A 16021-nucleotide genomic window follows, 5' to 3' on the forward strand; every position below is an offset into this window, starting at 1 on the left:
TATAAAAAAATGAGAGTGAAATTTGAAAAATAAATATTATGATTCATCAAGTATTCAAATTTTAAAAGGGTTAGATGCAGTTAAAAAAAGACCTGGAATGTATATTGGAAATACAGATGATGGTACCGGACTTCATCATATGGTTTTTGAAGTTATAGATAATGCAATAGACGAATCTCTTTCTGGTTATTGTAAAAATATAAATGTTATCATTTATAATGATCATTCTATTTCTATTAGTGATGATGGAAGAGGTATTCCGACTGATATTCATAAAGAAGCTAAAATATCAGCAGCAGAAGTAATTATGACTATATTACATTCAGGTGGAAAATTTAATCATAAATCTTACAAAATATCAGGAGGATTACACGGTGTAGGTATTTCTGTAGTAAATGCATTATCTAAAAAATTAAAGTTAATTATTAAAAGAAATGGGAAATTATACAAACAATTATATTATAATGGAGTACCACAAAATGAATTACAAATTATTGGTATAAGTAAAACTACAGGTACCAAAATAAGATTTTGGCCTAATTATGATATCTTTACAAATATTCAAGCTTTTAATTATAAAATTTTATCTAAAAGATTAAGAGAATTATCATTTTTAAATTCAGGATTATTTATTTCAATTACTGATATTAGAAATAATAAATATAATTCATTTAAATATTATGGAGGTATACAAGAATTTATTAAATATTTAAATAAGAATAATATTCTTATCCATAAAAATGTTTTTTATTGCCATAAAGAAAATGATACAGTAAATATAGAAATTGTTATGCAATGGAATAATTCTTTTAAAGAAAAAATATATTGTTTTACAAATAATATACCGCAAGAAAATGGAGGGACTCATTTATCTGGATTGAAAGCAGCTATAACACGTACAATTAATTTATATATAGATAAAGAAGGCTATAATAAAAAGAAAAATATAAATATAACAGGAGAAGATACAAGAGAAGGTTTAATTGCAATTATCTCTATTAAAATATCAAATCCTAAATTTTCTTCTCAGACTAAAGAAAAATTAATTTCATCAGAAATAAAATCTTTAGTAGAATGTTATGTTAATCAACAATTAATGTTTTTTTTATTAGAAAATCCTAATGATGCTAAAAAAATAATAGAAAAAATCATACATGCGGCAAAAATAAGAGATTTAGCAAGAAAAACAAAAGATATTATAAAAAATCAAAATATCCTTAGTATATCTAGATTACCAGGAAAATTATCTGATTGCCAAGAAAATAATCCTAAATTATCTGAAATTTATTTAGTAGAAGGTGATTCTGCAGGAGGATCTGCCAAACAGGGAAGAAATAGAAAAAATCAAGCAATTTTACCTTTAAAGGGTAAAATTCTTAATGTAGAAAAAGCTGGTTTTAACAAAATTATTTCTTCTCAGGAAATAATTACATTAATTACTGCTTTAGGTTGTAATATCCATTCTGGAAAATATAATTTAGATAAACTAAGATATCATAATATTATTATAATGACGGATGCTGATGTAGATGGAGCACATATTCGTACTTTATTATTAACATTTTTTTATCGTCAAATGCCCAAAATTATAGAAAAAGGATATATATATATTGCACAACCCCCATTATATAGAATTAAAAAGGGTAATAAAAAATTATATATTAAAAATAATAAAGAAATGGAAAATTTTATACTAAATATAGCTTTAAATAAAGCTACGTTTTTTTTTAAAAATACAAAAAAAAAATTATCAGACCAAAAATTACTAAAATTAGTTAATGAATATAATTTAATAAAAAAAAATATAAAATCTTCAAAATATATTTTTTCTAATAAAATATTAAATGGAATATTATATAATATAAAGTTAGAAAAATTAAATAATTATGATAATGTAAATTTATGGATAACTAATTTATTATTATTTTTGAATAAAAAATATAGTAATATTAATTATTCAGGAGATATATATAAAAATATACAAAAAAACATTTTTGAACCAATAATTTATGAAAATAGATATGGTAATACAAATAAATATTTATTAAATTATAATTTTTTTATTAGTGATGAATATAAAAATATATGTGTATTAGGTAATAAACTAATTTCTTTAAAAGAAAAAAAAATTTTTCGTGTAGGAAAAGGACAAAAATATCAATATATTAACTCTTTTGAAGAAGGTTTAAAATGGTTATTAAAAGAATCAAAAAAAAGTTTTACTGTACAGAGATATAAAGGATTAGGTGAAATGAATCCTAACCAATTATGGGAAACTACTATGAATCCTTTAACTAGAAATATGTTAAAAGTAACAATTCAAGATGCTATAAAAGCAGATAAATTATTTTCTACACTTATGGGTGATGAAGTGGAACCTAGAAGATTATTTATAAAAAATAATGCTTTAAAAGTAACTAATATTGATATTTAATTTATTAATTTTAGAAAAAAATTTATAAATATGTAATAAAAAAATTTTTTATAAAAATAATTTATATAAAGCAGATTAATAGTTATATAAATCAATAGATTGAAATTTTTTATCTATATTTTTTTCATAATTATCTACAATTTTTTGATTTATTAATCCCTGTTCAATTTCTCTTAATGCTAAAATAGTTGTTTTATCATTTTTTTCAGGTAATAAAGGAATTTTACCCCTGATTTGGATTTGTCTAGCTCTTTTAGATGCTATTATAACTAAATCAAATCTATTACCTATTTTTTTAACAGCTTTTTCTACAGTAACTCTAGCCATTATGAATATACCATTTTTTATAAAAAAATTAATAAATTAAACTATTAATTTTATTTTAAGTAATATGACATAAAATATGTTAGTTATTATATCATGTTTTTTAAAAACATAAAATTTTAATATTTTAAAACATTTTTTATATTTTAAGGAACTTATTATATGAATTTTAATGATATACCCTCTGGTAAAAATATTCCTAATGATATTAATGTAATTATTGAAATATCTTCTAATTCTAATAGTATAAAATATGAAGTTAATAAAAAATATGAAATGTTATTTGTAGATCGATTTATTAATATACCTATATTTTATCCATTTAATTATGGATATATAAATAATACTTTATCTTTAGATAAAGACCCATTAGATGTATTAGTGATAACTAAATATTCTATTATACCAGGATCTGTAATACGATGTCGTCCTATAGGTTTATTAAATATGTTAGATGAAGCTGGAGATGATAAAAAAATAATTGCAGTACCACATGATAAAATTTCTCAAGAATTTACTTTAATAAAAGATATAAATAATTTACCTGTATTATTAAAAAAACAAATTGTATATTTTTTTAAACACTATAAAGATTTAGAACCAAAAAAATGGTGTCAAGTAAATAATTGGGAAAATATTTTTCAAGCACAAAAAGAAATTTTACTTTCTATTAAAAGATTTAAACAGAAAAAAAATAGTATTTAATATTTTGATAAAATTATATTATTATTTTATCAAATTAAAATTTATTATATTTATTTTATTAATATACATATTAAGTTTGTTAATATATAAAATATTAATATACTCTTTATGAAAAATTTTTAAATAATATTTTATTTATATTATTAATTTTATAAGGAATTCAGATGTCTAAAATAAAAAAAATAGTAGGAAGAGAAATTATTGATTCTAGAGGATATCCTACTATTGAAGCAGAAGTACATTTAAGTAATAATATCGTTGGTATGGCTTCCATTCCTTCTGGAGCGTCAACAGGATCTAAAGAAGCAATTGAATTACGTGATGGAAATAAAAAAAGATTTTTAGGTAAAGGAGTATTAAAATCTGTTAAAATAATTAATAATATTTTTAATAAATATTTAATTAATCAAAATTCATTAAATCAGTCAAATATCGATGAAATTATGATTAATTTAGATAATACTGAAAATAAATCTAATTTTGGAGCTAATACAATTTTAGCTGTTTCTTTAGCTAATGCTAGAGCCTCTGCTTTATTTAATAATATTCCATTATTTCAACATATTAGTAATATTAATCATACTGAAAAAAAATTTTTTATGCCACTACCAATGATTAATATTATTAATGGTGGAAAACATGCTGATAATAATTTAGATATACAAGAATTTATGATTCAACCTATTAGTGCAAAAAATATAAGGGAAGCAATACGTTATGGTGCCGAAGTATTTCATAATTTATTTATTGTATTAAAAAAAAATAAATTAATTACTTCTGTTGGAGATGAAGGAGGTTATGCTCCAAATTTAAAAAATAATAGTGAAGCATTTAATATGATGTCAGAAGCAGTTAATAATGCTGGGTTTATTCTGGGAAAAGATATTACTTTTGCAATTGACTGTGCTGCTTCAGAATTATTTTGTAATAATAAATATTATTTAAATAGTGAGAATCTTAATCTTTCTTCAAAAGAATTTACAAATTTTTTATATAATTTAACTAAAAAATATCCTATTACTTCTATAGAAGATGGTTTAGATGAAAATGATTGGAATGGGTTTATATATCAAACAAAAATATTAGGTAATAAAATACAATTAGTAGGAGATGATTTATTTGTTACTAATAAAAAATATTTAAAAAAAGGTATTAAAAATAAAGTTGCTAATGCTATTTTAATAAAATTAAATCAAATTGGATCACTTACAGAAACATTAACAACTATTAGAATGGCTCAAAAAGCAGGATATAAAATTATTATTTCACATAGATCTGGAGAAACAGAAGATACATTTATTTCAGATTTAGCTGTAGGAACAAATGCTGATCAAATTAAAACAGGTTCAATGAGTCGTTCTGATAGAAATGCAAAATATAATCAATTAATTAGAATTGAAGAAAAATTATAAATTATTTTTATAAACTATGTTGTGTATATATACAACATAGTAAAATACTATTTTACTATATTTATAATTTAAAATGAAAAAAATATATACAGAAAAAGAAATAATTTTATGGTTAAAAAAACAAAGTTTTTTTGCTAAAAATTTCTTAAAAATATCTTATTTATTAAATTTTATTAATATATGTATATTAATTATACAAAATTGGATATTATCTAAACAAATACAAACTTTCTTTTTAAAAGAAAATAAAAATAAAATTTTTCATTATTATATAATATTATTTTTATGTTTTATAATAAAAATGTTTATAAATATTATAATAAATAAAATTAATTTTTATTATAGTCAAATAATAAAAATTTCTATTAGAAAAAAAATTTTAAATAAGTTAACATCTATATATTATAAATATTATAGTCATCAAACATCAGGGTCCGATATATCATTAATCATTAATCAAGTAGAAAATTTACAAAATTATTATAATCAATATGTACCTCATTTTTTTACTGTTAAAATTATAATATTAATAATTCTGATTACTATATTTTATATTAGTTGGATTATTGATATAATATTAATTATTGTTAGTATAATAGCAATATTTTTTATAATATTAATTGGTAAAAATGCAAATAAAAAAAATAAAAAAAATTTTAAAATATTATCTATTATAAATAGTTTATTTTTTGACAGATTAAAAGGTATAGAAACTATTAGATTATTTAATCTATCTATAATAGAAATAAAAAAAATTTCTTTTTATATAGAAAAATATAGAAAAAAAAATATTGAAATATTAAAAATTATTTTTTTAACCTCAGCTATTTTAGAATTTTTTTCTTCTATTTCTTTAGCTTTTATTATTATGTATTTTAGTTTTACATATTTACATATAATAAATTTTGGTTTTTATAATAAAAATATTAAAATCTCACATAGTTTTTTTATATTAATGTTAATTTCTGAATATTTTCAAAATTTTAGTAATTTAGGATTACTATATCATATAAAATCTAAAGCAATTGGTGCAGCTAATAGTATTATAGAATTATTAAATAATAAAAAATACTCTAATTTAGAAAATAAAAAAAAAATTTTTTTGGAAAAAATAAATAAATTAAAAATAGAAGCTAAAAATTTAGTTGTGAAAGATCCAAAAGGAAATATATTAATAGGTCCTATGTCTTTTAAAATATTTTCTGGACAAAATATAGTTATTATTGGTCCTAATGGATGTGGTAAAACAACATTATTTAATATATTTTTAGGTATATTACCTTATAATGGTTCATTTAAGATTAATAATATTGAATTAAAAGATATAGATTTATCTAGTTGGTATAAACAAGTTTCATGTGTTCAACAAAATCCTAAATTACCCGCTATAACAATTAGAAAAAATTTATTTTTTAATAAACAATTAAATAAAAATAAAATACAAAAAATTATAAGAGATCTTGGTATAATAAATTTTTTAAAAAAATTACCTAAAGGGATAGATACATCTTTATATCAAGAAAATGTATATTTATCAGTAGGTCAAATACAAAAACTTGCAATTGCTAGAGCATTAATTAAAAATTATCTAATATTATTATTAGATGAGCCAATATCTAATATTGATATTAAAAGTCAATTAGATATTATTAAATCAATAAAACAATATATTACACCATTAAAAATTAACATAACTATTACACATAAAATATATCAAATAAATTATTATAATGAAATTTGGTATATGGAACATGGTAAAATTATAAAAAAAAATATTTTAAAATTTTAAAAAAAAATTTTATTAAAATAAAGAATTTACAGAATGTTTTATTTATTATATTTTTTAAAAAATTATCAAAAACATATTAAAAAAATTTTTTTAGGAATTTTTTTATCTATAATAAATAATTTAATGAATTTATGTTTATCAATAATTTCTGGATATTTATTATCTTCTACTTTTTTATTAAATATTGAAAATAATGGTATATATTATAATTATATTATTCCTACAACAATTATTAGATTTATTTCAATAATAAAAACTATTACTAAATATTTTGAAAAAATAATTCAACATAATAATACTTTATATTTATTAAAAAATTTAAGAATTTTAATTTTAAAAAAAATTTTTCCTTTATATCCTTCTAATTTAACTTTAATTGATAATATTGAAATCTTAAATATATTAATTTCAGATATTGAAACGTTAGATTTTTTATATTTACAAATAATTACACCTTTTTTAATAATAAGTATTATTACCTTAATTACTTTAATATATTTAATTTTATTAAATAAAATTTTTTTTCTTATTTTATTAACTAATATAATTATATTAATAATATTTTATTTTTTTTATTTTTATAAAAATGGTAAAATAATAGGAAAAAAAAATATAGATATAAAAAAAAAATATTATTATTTAGTAAATAATTTTTTATCGCATTGTATAGAATATAAAATTTTTGAAGGAATAAATTATATATCTAATAAAATTAATATTTTAGAATTAAAATGGCAAAAAATACAATTAATAAGAAATAATTATAATATTAATTCACAATTATTAGTAAATATTATAACTGATATTAATATAATTATTATATTATTTTATAATCATATATGTATTAATAATATTAAATTACAATATAAAATTATAATCTTTGTATTATTTTTAATAACATTTTCTAAAATATTATTTCCTTTAAGTAATATTTTTCAAAATATTCATGAAATTTTATTTTCAGCTAAAAAAATTTTTAATATTATAAAACAGAAACCAAATATTTATTTTTTAAATAAAAATAAAAATAAAAATTATATCTATAATTCTTTAGATATACGTATAAATAACCTATTTTTTTATTACAATAAAAAATATCCATATATTTTAAAAAATATATCTTTACATATAAAAAAAAGACAAAAAATAGCAATTACCGGATATAATGGGAGTGGTAAATCTACATTATTTATGTTATTAACTCGAGCATGGAATCCTGTAAAAGGGAAAATTTGTTTAAATAAATATAATTTACAAAAATGGGATTTATTTTCATTAAGAAAAAATATAAGTGTATTACCTCAAAAAATATATTTATTTAGTGATACATTAAGAAATAATATTTTATTAAGTAATCAAAATAATATAGATATTAATAATCAATATTTAATAAAAATTTTAAAATTAGTTGGTTTAAAAAAATTATTAAATAAAAATAATAATTTAAATCAATGGATGGGAGAAGGAGGTAGAATTTTGTCAGGAGGAGAATTAAAAAAATTAGGTATAGCAAGAATCATATTACATAATGGTAATTTAATTTTATTAGATGAACTTACAGAAGGATTAGATCAAATTTCATCCATTAAAATGGTTAATTTAATTTTATCTATTTTTAAAAAAAAAACAGTTATGTTTATTACACATAATATTAATATTATGAAAAAAATGGATTGTATTTATTTTATGTATAATGGTTTTTTAGTTGAAAAAGGTAAATATGATTATTTAATAAATAAAAAAGGATATTATTGGAATTATATAAAAAATAATATAAAATTGTAATAATAATATTTTATAGATATAAGGTATAATAATGTCTAAAGAAGATAATATAGAGATGCAAGGTGTAGTATTGAATACATTACCTAATACTATTTTTCATGTAAAATTAGAAAATGGGCATATAATAACAGCTCATATTTCAGGTAAAATGAGAAAAAATTATATTCGTATATTAACAGGAGATAAAGTTACCGTTGAATTAACACCTTACGATTTAGAAAAGGGTAGAATTATTTTTCGCAGTCGATAATTTAATATTAATTAAATAATTTTCTAAAAAATTTATAATTTATATAAAATGAGAAATTATTTAAAAAATAATTAATTATTTATCAATATTATTCAAAAATTTTTTTGCATCTAATGCAGCCATACATCCTGTAGCTGCTGATGTGATTGCCTGTCTATAATTATTATCCATAACATCACCAGCAGCAAAAATTCCAGCAATATTAGTTTCTGTAAAATTTGATTTTTTAAATTTATTTTTATTAGTTAATATATAACCATTTTTATTTAAATTTAATATTTTTTGAAATAAAAAACTATTAGGTACTGTACCAATTAATACAAATATTCCATACACTGGAATAATTTTAATATTTTTATTGTTTAAAGAAGCAATTTTTATTCCTGTTACTCCAATATCATTACCTAATATTTCTTTAACTATATAAGGAACATGTAATATTATTTTTTTATTTTTTACTAATAATTTTAATTTTTGTAGTAATATTTTTTCAGCAATAAAATTATTTTTTCTATGAATTAAATGTATTGTAGATGTAATTTTAGATAAATATAATGCTTCTTCTATTGCAGTATTACCACCTCCTATAATTGCAACTACTTTATTACGATAGAAGAAACCATCACAAATAGCGCAAGAAGAAACACCTTTGCCTATAAATTTTTTTTCAGAATCTAAACCTAAAAATCTAGGATATGATCCTGTTGCAATAATTATACTATCACATTTATATGTAAATAAATTACCTTTTACAATAAAAGGTGTTTTTTTAAAATTAATAATTTTTGTTATTGTGTCATTTATAATATTAGTTCCAAAATATAATGCATGATTATATAATTGATCCATTAATTTTTGTCCAGTTATATTGGGAAAATTTCCTGGCCAATTTTCTATATTATAAGTTTGTGTTAATTGTCCTCCAATTTGATCTCCTGTAACTATTATAGGATTTAAATTAGCTCTTGCCGCATATATTGCTGCAGTATATCCTGCAGGACCAGATCCTAAAATAAGAAGTTTTGTTTTTTTACTATTTTCCATATATATTTATTATTTTAATATTTTCATTATTATATAAAATATAACATATTAAATATCAGATGTTTTTAAAAATTTAAATATGTATAAAATAATTTTTTATGCTAAAATTATGTAGTATATTTATATATATGGAAAGTATTATGTTAGATGTAAATTTATTACGTAATAATATTAATTATGTATATAAAATTCTAAAAAAAAGAAATTTTTATTTAGATATTAATTTAATAAATAAATTAGAACAAAAAAGAAAAATTTTTCAAGTTAAAATAGAAAAATTACAGATTAAAAAAAACCAAATAACTAAAAATATATCTCAACACAATATTCATAATATATCTGAATATAAAGTGATAGTCATTAATATTAATAATCAAATTTCAAAAAATAAAATTATATTAGATAATATTAAAAAAAGTATAAATAAAGTTTATAATTTAATACCAAATCTACCGTTAAATGATGTACCTATAGGAAATAATACTAAAGAAAATAAAGAAATAAGTAAATGGGGTAAAATAATTAAACATGATTTTCCTATACGTGATCATTTAGAACTAGGTATTTTAAATAAAGGTATTGATTTAGAAGCAGGAGTTAACTTAAGTGGATCTAAATTTTTTGTTTTAAAAGGATTAATAGCATATTTACATAGAATTTTAATTCAATTTATGTTAAATATTCATATTAATAATCATAATTATAAGGAAATTTATGTTCCCTATATAGTAAAAAAACAAGCTTTATATGGTACTGGACAATTACCTAAATTTAGTAAAGATCTTTTTCATATAAAAAGCTTTAAGTCATCTAATATAGAAGATTATTTTTTAATTCCAACAGCAGAAGTACCTTTAACTAATTTAGTATATAATAAAATTATTAAAGAAAAAGAATTACCAATTAAATTAGTTGCACATAGTCCTTGTTTTAGATCTGAAGTAGGTTCATATGGAAAATATAATAAAGGATTAATACGAACACATCAATTTGATAAAGTAGAATTAGTACAATTAGTAAAACCTGAATATTCTATTAAAGCTTTAGAACAAATTACGGAAAATGCAGAAACAATATTGAAATTATTAAATTTACCATATAGAAAAGTATTATTATGTACAGGTGATATGAGTTTTTCATCAAGTAAAACTTATGATTTAGAAGTATGGTTTCCTTCAAAAAATAAATATTATGAAATTTCTTCTTGTTCTAATATGGGGGATTTTCAAGCTAGAAGAATAAAAGCGAGATATAAAAGAATTAAAGATAATAAAATTTCTTTTATACATACTTTAAATGGATCAGGATTAGCAATTGGTAGAACACTAGCAGCTATTATGGAAAATTATCAACTTAAAAACGGAGAAATTAAAATACCTAAAGTTTTAAGACCATATATGCAGGGACTAAAATATATAAGATAAAAAAATTCAAGTAAATTATATATATTTTATAGTTTTTGTTCAAATAAATTTTGTATAGAATTATATAATTGAATTGTTTTAAATAAATGCGTAGGTACTACAAAAATAGTATCATCACCTGCAATTGTACCTAAGATACCTTCTGCTTTTCCTAAAGAATCTAATAATCTAGCTATTAATTGAGCAGCTCCTGGACTAGTATGAATAATAATCAAAATATCATTATAATCAATATCTAATACTAGATTTTTTACAGGGCTAGTAGTATGTGGTACGCCTAATTCTAATGGGAAACAATATACCATTTCCATTTTTGTATTTCTAATTCTTACTGCTCCAAATTTTGTTAACATTCTAGATACTTTAGATTGATTAATATTATGAAATCCTGCTTCTTGTAGAGCACGTACAATTTCAGTTTGTGTACCGAATTTTTCTTGTTTTATTAAATTTTTAAATATTTGAATTAAATTAGCTTCTTTTTTTTTTATAGAAATCATATTCATAAAGTCACCAAAAAAATAAAGCAAAAATATTACTTATCTAGTAATAAAAAACTTATTTTTGAAATATTACTAAATATATAATACCAAAATAAAAAAGACTAATTGCATTTATAATATAACTATATTATCATATTTTAATAAAAATTTATATTTTTTTATTAAAAAATTAAAAAAAAAATAAATAATATAATTATACTAATTACTTATATTTTGGATATATATAAATGAGTATTTTATTTAAAAAAAAAGTTTATCGTCAATGGTATCTTATAAATGCAAAAAATAAAATTTTAGGAAGATTATCGAGTATAATAGCACATTATTTAATGGGAAAACATAAAATTTTATATTCTCCTCATATTGATATCGGAGATTATATTATTATTGTAAATGCAAGTAAAATTAAAATAACAGGAAATAAAAAAAAAGATAAAATTTATTTTAGTCATAGTGGTTATTCTGGAGGATTAAAAAAAATTTCATTTGAAAAATTAATTATAAAGAATCCTTGTAAAATAATTCAACATTCTGTGAAAGGAATGTTACCTAAGAATAAAATTGGATTATTAATGTTAAATAGATTAAAAATTTATTCAGGAATAATACATAATCATATAGCACAAAAAAATATTTTAAATATTGAATAATATTATTAAGGATATAAATTTATGAAAAAAATTAATTATGATTATCATGCAACTGGAAGAAGAAAAAGTTCTTCTGCCAGAGTATTTATTAAAAAAGGAAAGGGAAATATTTCTATTAATAAAAAAAATATAAATGTTTTTTTCCCTAGAAAAACATATTGTATTATGATAATGAAACCTTTAGAATTAATCAAAATGAGTGATAAATTAGATTTGTATATTACAGTTAAGGGAGGAGGGACTTCAGGACAAGCAGGAGCCATTAGACACGGAATTACAAGAGCTTTAATAAAATATGATAATTTTTTTAGAAAAAATTTTAAAAAACAAGGTTTTATAACACGTGATGATAGAAAAGTAGAACGTAAAAAAGTAGGTTTTAAAAAAGCTAGACGTAGTCCTCAATTTTCTAAACGTTAAAGTTAAATTTTATTTAATTATAAAAAATATTTTAATAAAACTTAGTTTATTTTGAAAATTTTTTTTATTAAAAAATAATCTCTATTTTTTATTTTAATATTTTATTAATATTTTCAGAGAAAAAATGGATAAATTTATAATAAAAGGTCCAGTAAAATTAAAAGGAGAAGTTAATATCTCTGGGTCTAAAAATGCAGCTTTACCTATTTTATTTTCTTCCCTTTTAATAAAAGAAATAATAGAAATTAGAAATATTCCTAAATTAAAAGATATAGATATAACAATAAAATTACTTTTAAATTTAGGAGTAAAAATTAAAGGTGGTAAATCATTAATCATAAATACAAGTAACCTATATTCTAATTTTCATTTTCCTAAAAGTTTAATAAAATCTATTAGAGCTTCTATTTGGTTAATTAGTCCTTTACTAGTACGTTTTAAAAAAATAAATATATCTTTACCAGGAGGTTGTTCAATTGGTATGAGGCCTATTGATTTACATATTAAATATTTACAAAAATTAGGTGCAAATATTTATGTTAAAAATAATCGTATTATTGCATCTATAAATAAAAAATTTATGGGTTCTCGTATAATAATGAAAAAAAATAGTGTAGGAGCTACAATTAGTATTATTTTAGCTGCAATTTATGCTAAAAATATAACTATTATTGAAAATGCGGCTAAAGAACCAGAAATAAAAGATTTAATTAATTTTTTAAATACTATGGGCGCTAATATAAAGGGTGGTGGAACTAATCGAATAATAATTAAAGGTGTTTTAAAATTAAAAGGAGGTACTTATACTGTAATGGATGATAGAATAGAAACAGGTACTTTTTTAGTAGCTGCTGCTATTTCTAAGGGAGATATTGTATGTAAAAATACTAATCCGAAAAATTTAAAAATAATTTTAAAAAAATTAAAATATATAGGAGCAGAGATTAAAACAGGAGAAAATTGGTGTAGTATTAATATGAATAATAAAAAACCAAAAGCAGTAAATATCATCACTGGTCCTTATCCTCAGTTTCCTACAGATATGCAACCTCAATTTACTTTATTAAATTGTATTGCTTTAGGAAAAAGTATAGTACAAGAAACTATTTTTGAAAATCGTTTTTTATATATACATGAATTAATTAAAATGGGTGCAAAAATTTTTTTAAAAAAGAATAAAGTTTTTTGTCAAGGAATAAAATCACTATATAGTGCAAATATTAAAGCTACAGACTTAAGAGCATCAATAAGTTTAGTATTAGCTGGTTGTATTGCTAAAGGTAAAACAATTGTTAATAATGTTAATTATATTGATCGTGGATATGAAAATATAGAAAATAAATTAATTTCTTTAGGAGCAAATATTACAAGATTAGAAAATGAATAATTAATAATATTAAAATATTGAACAATTAAATTATTTAATAATATTATTAGTTATTAATTTTTTAAAATATATTATAAGGATGATAATAAATGTATGCTATTTTTGATAGTTGTGGTAAACAATATAAAGTTATTCAAGGACAGATCATTAAATTAGAAAAAATAACAGGAAAAATTGGAGATAAGATTGAATTTAAAAATATTTTAATAATATATGATGGAAATAAATTAAATATAGGAAATCCTATTATTCCAGGGGCAAAAATAATAGCAAAATTAATGTTACATGGTAAAAATAAAAAAATTAAAATAATTAAATTTCGTAGAAGAAAACACTTTCGTAAAATACAAGGACATCGTCAGTTATTTACAAATATAAAAATTCTTAAAATTCAATATTTAGTTTAATATAGGAAAATATTTTATGGCGCAGAAAAAAGCTGGTGGTTCATCGAGAAATGGTAGAGATTCACATTCTAAAAGATTGGGTATTAAATGTTTTGGGGGAGAAAAAGTAAAACCAGGATTTATTCTTATAAGACAAAGAGGTAATAAATTTCATGCTGGAAATAACGTAGGATGTGGTAAAGATCATACTTTATTTGCAAAAATAAATGGAGTTGTAAAATTTACTATTAAGGGGATTAGAAAAAAAAAATATATAAATATTGTTAGTGTATAATTTTTTATTTTTTATTAATTTTAGTTAAATATTAAATGATATTTAAAATTATAAAAATCTGTTTTGTATAAAATGGAGTTATAATGAAATTTTTTGATGAAGCAATTATACATATTCAAGCAGGTAATGGAGGAGATGGATGTATTAGTTTTCATCGTGCAAAATTTATTCCCAAAGGAGGCCCTGATGGAGGTAATGGAGGTAAGGGAGGAAATATATATTTCATATCTAATAATAATATTAATAATTTAAATAATTTCTATAGTAAAAAAAATTATATATCTGAAAATGGATTCAAAGGAAAAAGTTTTCAACGTACAGGGAAAAATGGTAAAAATTTAATTATTTATGTACCAATAGGTACAAATATTATTGATATAAAAAAAAAAATAACTCTTATATTTTTTAAAAAAAATAAACAAAAATTTTTAGTTGCAAAAGGAGGTAAAGGAGGATTAGGAAATATTAATTTTAAATCTTCTATTAATAGAACTCCCTATGAAAGAACTAAAGGTTGTTTAGGACAGAAAAAAATAATAAAATTAGATTTTATTTTAAAAGCAAATGTAGGTGTATTAGGGTTACCTAATTCGGGTAAATCAACATTTATAAAAAAAATATCCTCTGCTAATACTAAAATAGGTGATTATCCCTTTACAACTATAAAACCTATTCTAGGAATTATTAAAAATAGATTAAATAATACTTCTATTTCAATATTAGATGTTCCTAGTATTATAAAAAAATCTTCAGTTGGAAAAGGGTTAGGATTAAATTTTATTAAACATTTTAAATATTGTAACTTATTATTACATTTTATAGATACATCAGTAATTAATAATAATATTAGTAGCATATCTAGTGCTATAAATATAATTAATTTTGAACTTATAAAATATAATAAAAAAATTTTTTTAAAAGAACAATGGCTTGTTTTAAATAAAATTGATTTAATAGATAATCAAAGTAATTTAATATTATATATCAATAAAATTTTAACAAAATATAAATTTATAAAAAAATTTTATTTAATTTCATCAAAAAAAAATATTGGAATAGAAATATTATGTACAGATATTTTAAAATATATATTAAATCAAGATATATAATATCAATTATTTTATTAGTGATATAAAATATTTATATTATTTACTTATATTATTTTATAAAAAAAATTATATTAAATTAAATTTTATTTAATTTGGATCTTAAA

The 16021-nt window shown here is 19.4% G+C and carries 16 protein-coding genes; 13 read left to right on the forward strand and 3 right to left on the reverse strand.

Translation table 11 applies throughout. The features are described from left to right. Nucleotides 1-22 precede the first annotated feature (22 nt). The gene (gene gyrB / locus GJU01_RS02155; RefSeq protein WP_168868197.1) at nt 23-2434 is read left to right on the forward strand and encodes a DNA topoisomerase (ATP-hydrolyzing) subunit B; all 2412 of its coding nucleotides are present in this window, start codon (nt 23-25) and stop codon (nt 2432-2434) included. A gap of 75 nt (nt 2435-2509) precedes the next feature. Here gyrB and rpoZ read toward each other — a convergent pair whose 3' ends face one another. After that, nucleotides 2510-2761 carry a DNA-directed RNA polymerase subunit omega gene (gene rpoZ, locus GJU01_RS02160; RefSeq protein ID WP_168868198.1) on the reverse strand — a complete coding sequence of 84 codons (252 nt, stop codon included), beginning with the start codon at nt 2759-2761 and terminating at the stop codon, nt 2510-2512. 159 nt (nt 2762-2920) lie between these two features. On the opposite strand from rpoZ, the gene ppa reads away from it, so the two are divergent. From ppa to infA, 5 genes are all read left to right on the forward strand, one after another. Further along, nucleotides 2921-3463, forward strand: coding sequence for an inorganic diphosphatase (gene ppa / locus GJU01_RS02165; RefSeq protein ID WP_168868199.1), 543 nt, complete (start codon nt 2921-2923; stop codon nt 3461-3463). 164 nt (nt 3464-3627) lie between these two features. Continuing rightward, the gene (gene eno, locus GJU01_RS02170; protein WP_168868200.1) at nt 3628-4875 is read left to right on the forward strand and encodes a phosphopyruvate hydratase; all 1248 of its coding nucleotides are present in this window, start codon (nt 3628-3630) and stop codon (nt 4873-4875) included. 73 nt (nt 4876-4948) lie between these two features. Next, nucleotides 4949-6664 carry an ATP-binding cassette domain-containing protein gene (locus GJU01_RS02175; protein WP_168868201.1) on the forward strand — a complete coding sequence of 572 codons (1716 nt, stop codon included), beginning with the start codon at nt 4949-4951 and terminating at the stop codon, nt 6662-6664. Nucleotides 6665-6697: 33 nt separating this feature from the next. Continuing rightward, complete coding sequence (locus GJU01_RS02180; RefSeq protein WP_168868202.1) at nt 6698-8449, forward strand: ATP-binding cassette domain-containing protein; 1752 nt, start codon at nt 6698-6700, stop codon at nt 8447-8449. Nucleotides 8450-8480: 31 nt separating this feature from the next. After that, a complete protein-coding gene (gene infA / locus GJU01_RS02185; RefSeq protein WP_168868203.1) occupies nt 8481-8699 on the forward strand; it encodes a translation initiation factor IF-1 in 219 nt (72 codons plus the stop codon). 75 nt (nt 8700-8774) lie between these two features. Here the strand turns inward: infA and trxB are convergent, their stop codons facing one another. Continuing rightward, a complete protein-coding gene (gene trxB / locus GJU01_RS02190) occupies nt 8775-9743 on the reverse strand; it encodes a thioredoxin-disulfide reductase (protein ID WP_168868204.1) in 969 nt (322 codons plus the stop codon). A gap of 140 nt (nt 9744-9883) precedes the next feature. Here trxB and serS point away from each other — a divergent pair, with 140 nt between their 5' ends. Continuing rightward, nucleotides 9884-11167: a serine--tRNA ligase gene (gene serS, locus GJU01_RS02195; RefSeq protein WP_168868228.1), complete on the forward strand. Its 1284-nt coding sequence runs from the start codon at nt 9884-9886 to the stop codon at nt 11165-11167. A 26-nt stretch (nt 11168-11193) separates the two neighbouring features. Here the strand turns inward: serS and argR are convergent, their stop codons facing one another. Beyond that, complete coding sequence (gene argR, locus GJU01_RS02200; RefSeq protein ID WP_168868205.1) at nt 11194-11667, reverse strand: transcriptional regulator ArgR; 474 nt, start codon at nt 11665-11667, stop codon at nt 11194-11196. A 230-nt stretch (nt 11668-11897) separates the two neighbouring features. On the opposite strand from argR, the gene rplM reads away from it, so the two are divergent. The 6 genes from rplM (at nt 11898) to cgtA (ending at nt 15917) form a co-directional block, all read left to right on the forward strand. Further along, entirely contained in the window at nt 11898-12320 is a 423-nt protein-coding gene (rplM, locus tag GJU01_RS02205; RefSeq protein WP_168868206.1) for a 50S ribosomal protein L13, read from the forward strand. A 21-nt stretch (nt 12321-12341) separates the two neighbouring features. Then, nucleotides 12342-12740 carry a 30S ribosomal protein S9 gene (gene rpsI, locus GJU01_RS02210; RefSeq protein WP_168868207.1) on the forward strand — a complete coding sequence of 133 codons (399 nt, stop codon included), beginning with the start codon at nt 12342-12344 and terminating at the stop codon, nt 12738-12740. A gap of 124 nt (nt 12741-12864) precedes the next feature. Further along, the gene (murA, locus tag GJU01_RS02215) at nt 12865-14127 is read left to right on the forward strand and encodes a UDP-N-acetylglucosamine 1-carboxyvinyltransferase (RefSeq protein WP_168868208.1); all 1263 of its coding nucleotides are present in this window, start codon (nt 12865-12867) and stop codon (nt 14125-14127) included. Between the two features lie 89 nt (nt 14128-14216). Beyond that, nucleotides 14217-14534 (forward strand): 50S ribosomal protein L21, encoded by a 318-nt coding sequence (gene rplU / locus GJU01_RS02220; protein ID WP_168868209.1) that lies wholly within the window; start codon nt 14217-14219, stop codon nt 14532-14534. A gap of 16 nt (nt 14535-14550) precedes the next feature. Next, complete coding sequence (gene rpmA, locus GJU01_RS02225; RefSeq protein WP_168868210.1) at nt 14551-14808, forward strand: 50S ribosomal protein L27; 258 nt, start codon at nt 14551-14553, stop codon at nt 14806-14808. An 83-nt stretch (nt 14809-14891) separates the two neighbouring features. Further along, a complete protein-coding gene (gene cgtA, locus GJU01_RS02230; protein WP_168868211.1) occupies nt 14892-15917 on the forward strand; it encodes an Obg family GTPase CgtA in 1026 nt (341 codons plus the stop codon). Nucleotides 15918-16021: the final 104 nt, after the last annotated feature.

The sequence above is a fragment of the Enterobacteriaceae endosymbiont of Donacia vulgaris genome (genome assembly GCF_012568445.1).
Taxonomy (GTDB): Bacteria; Pseudomonadota; Gammaproteobacteria; order Enterobacterales; family Enterobacteriaceae.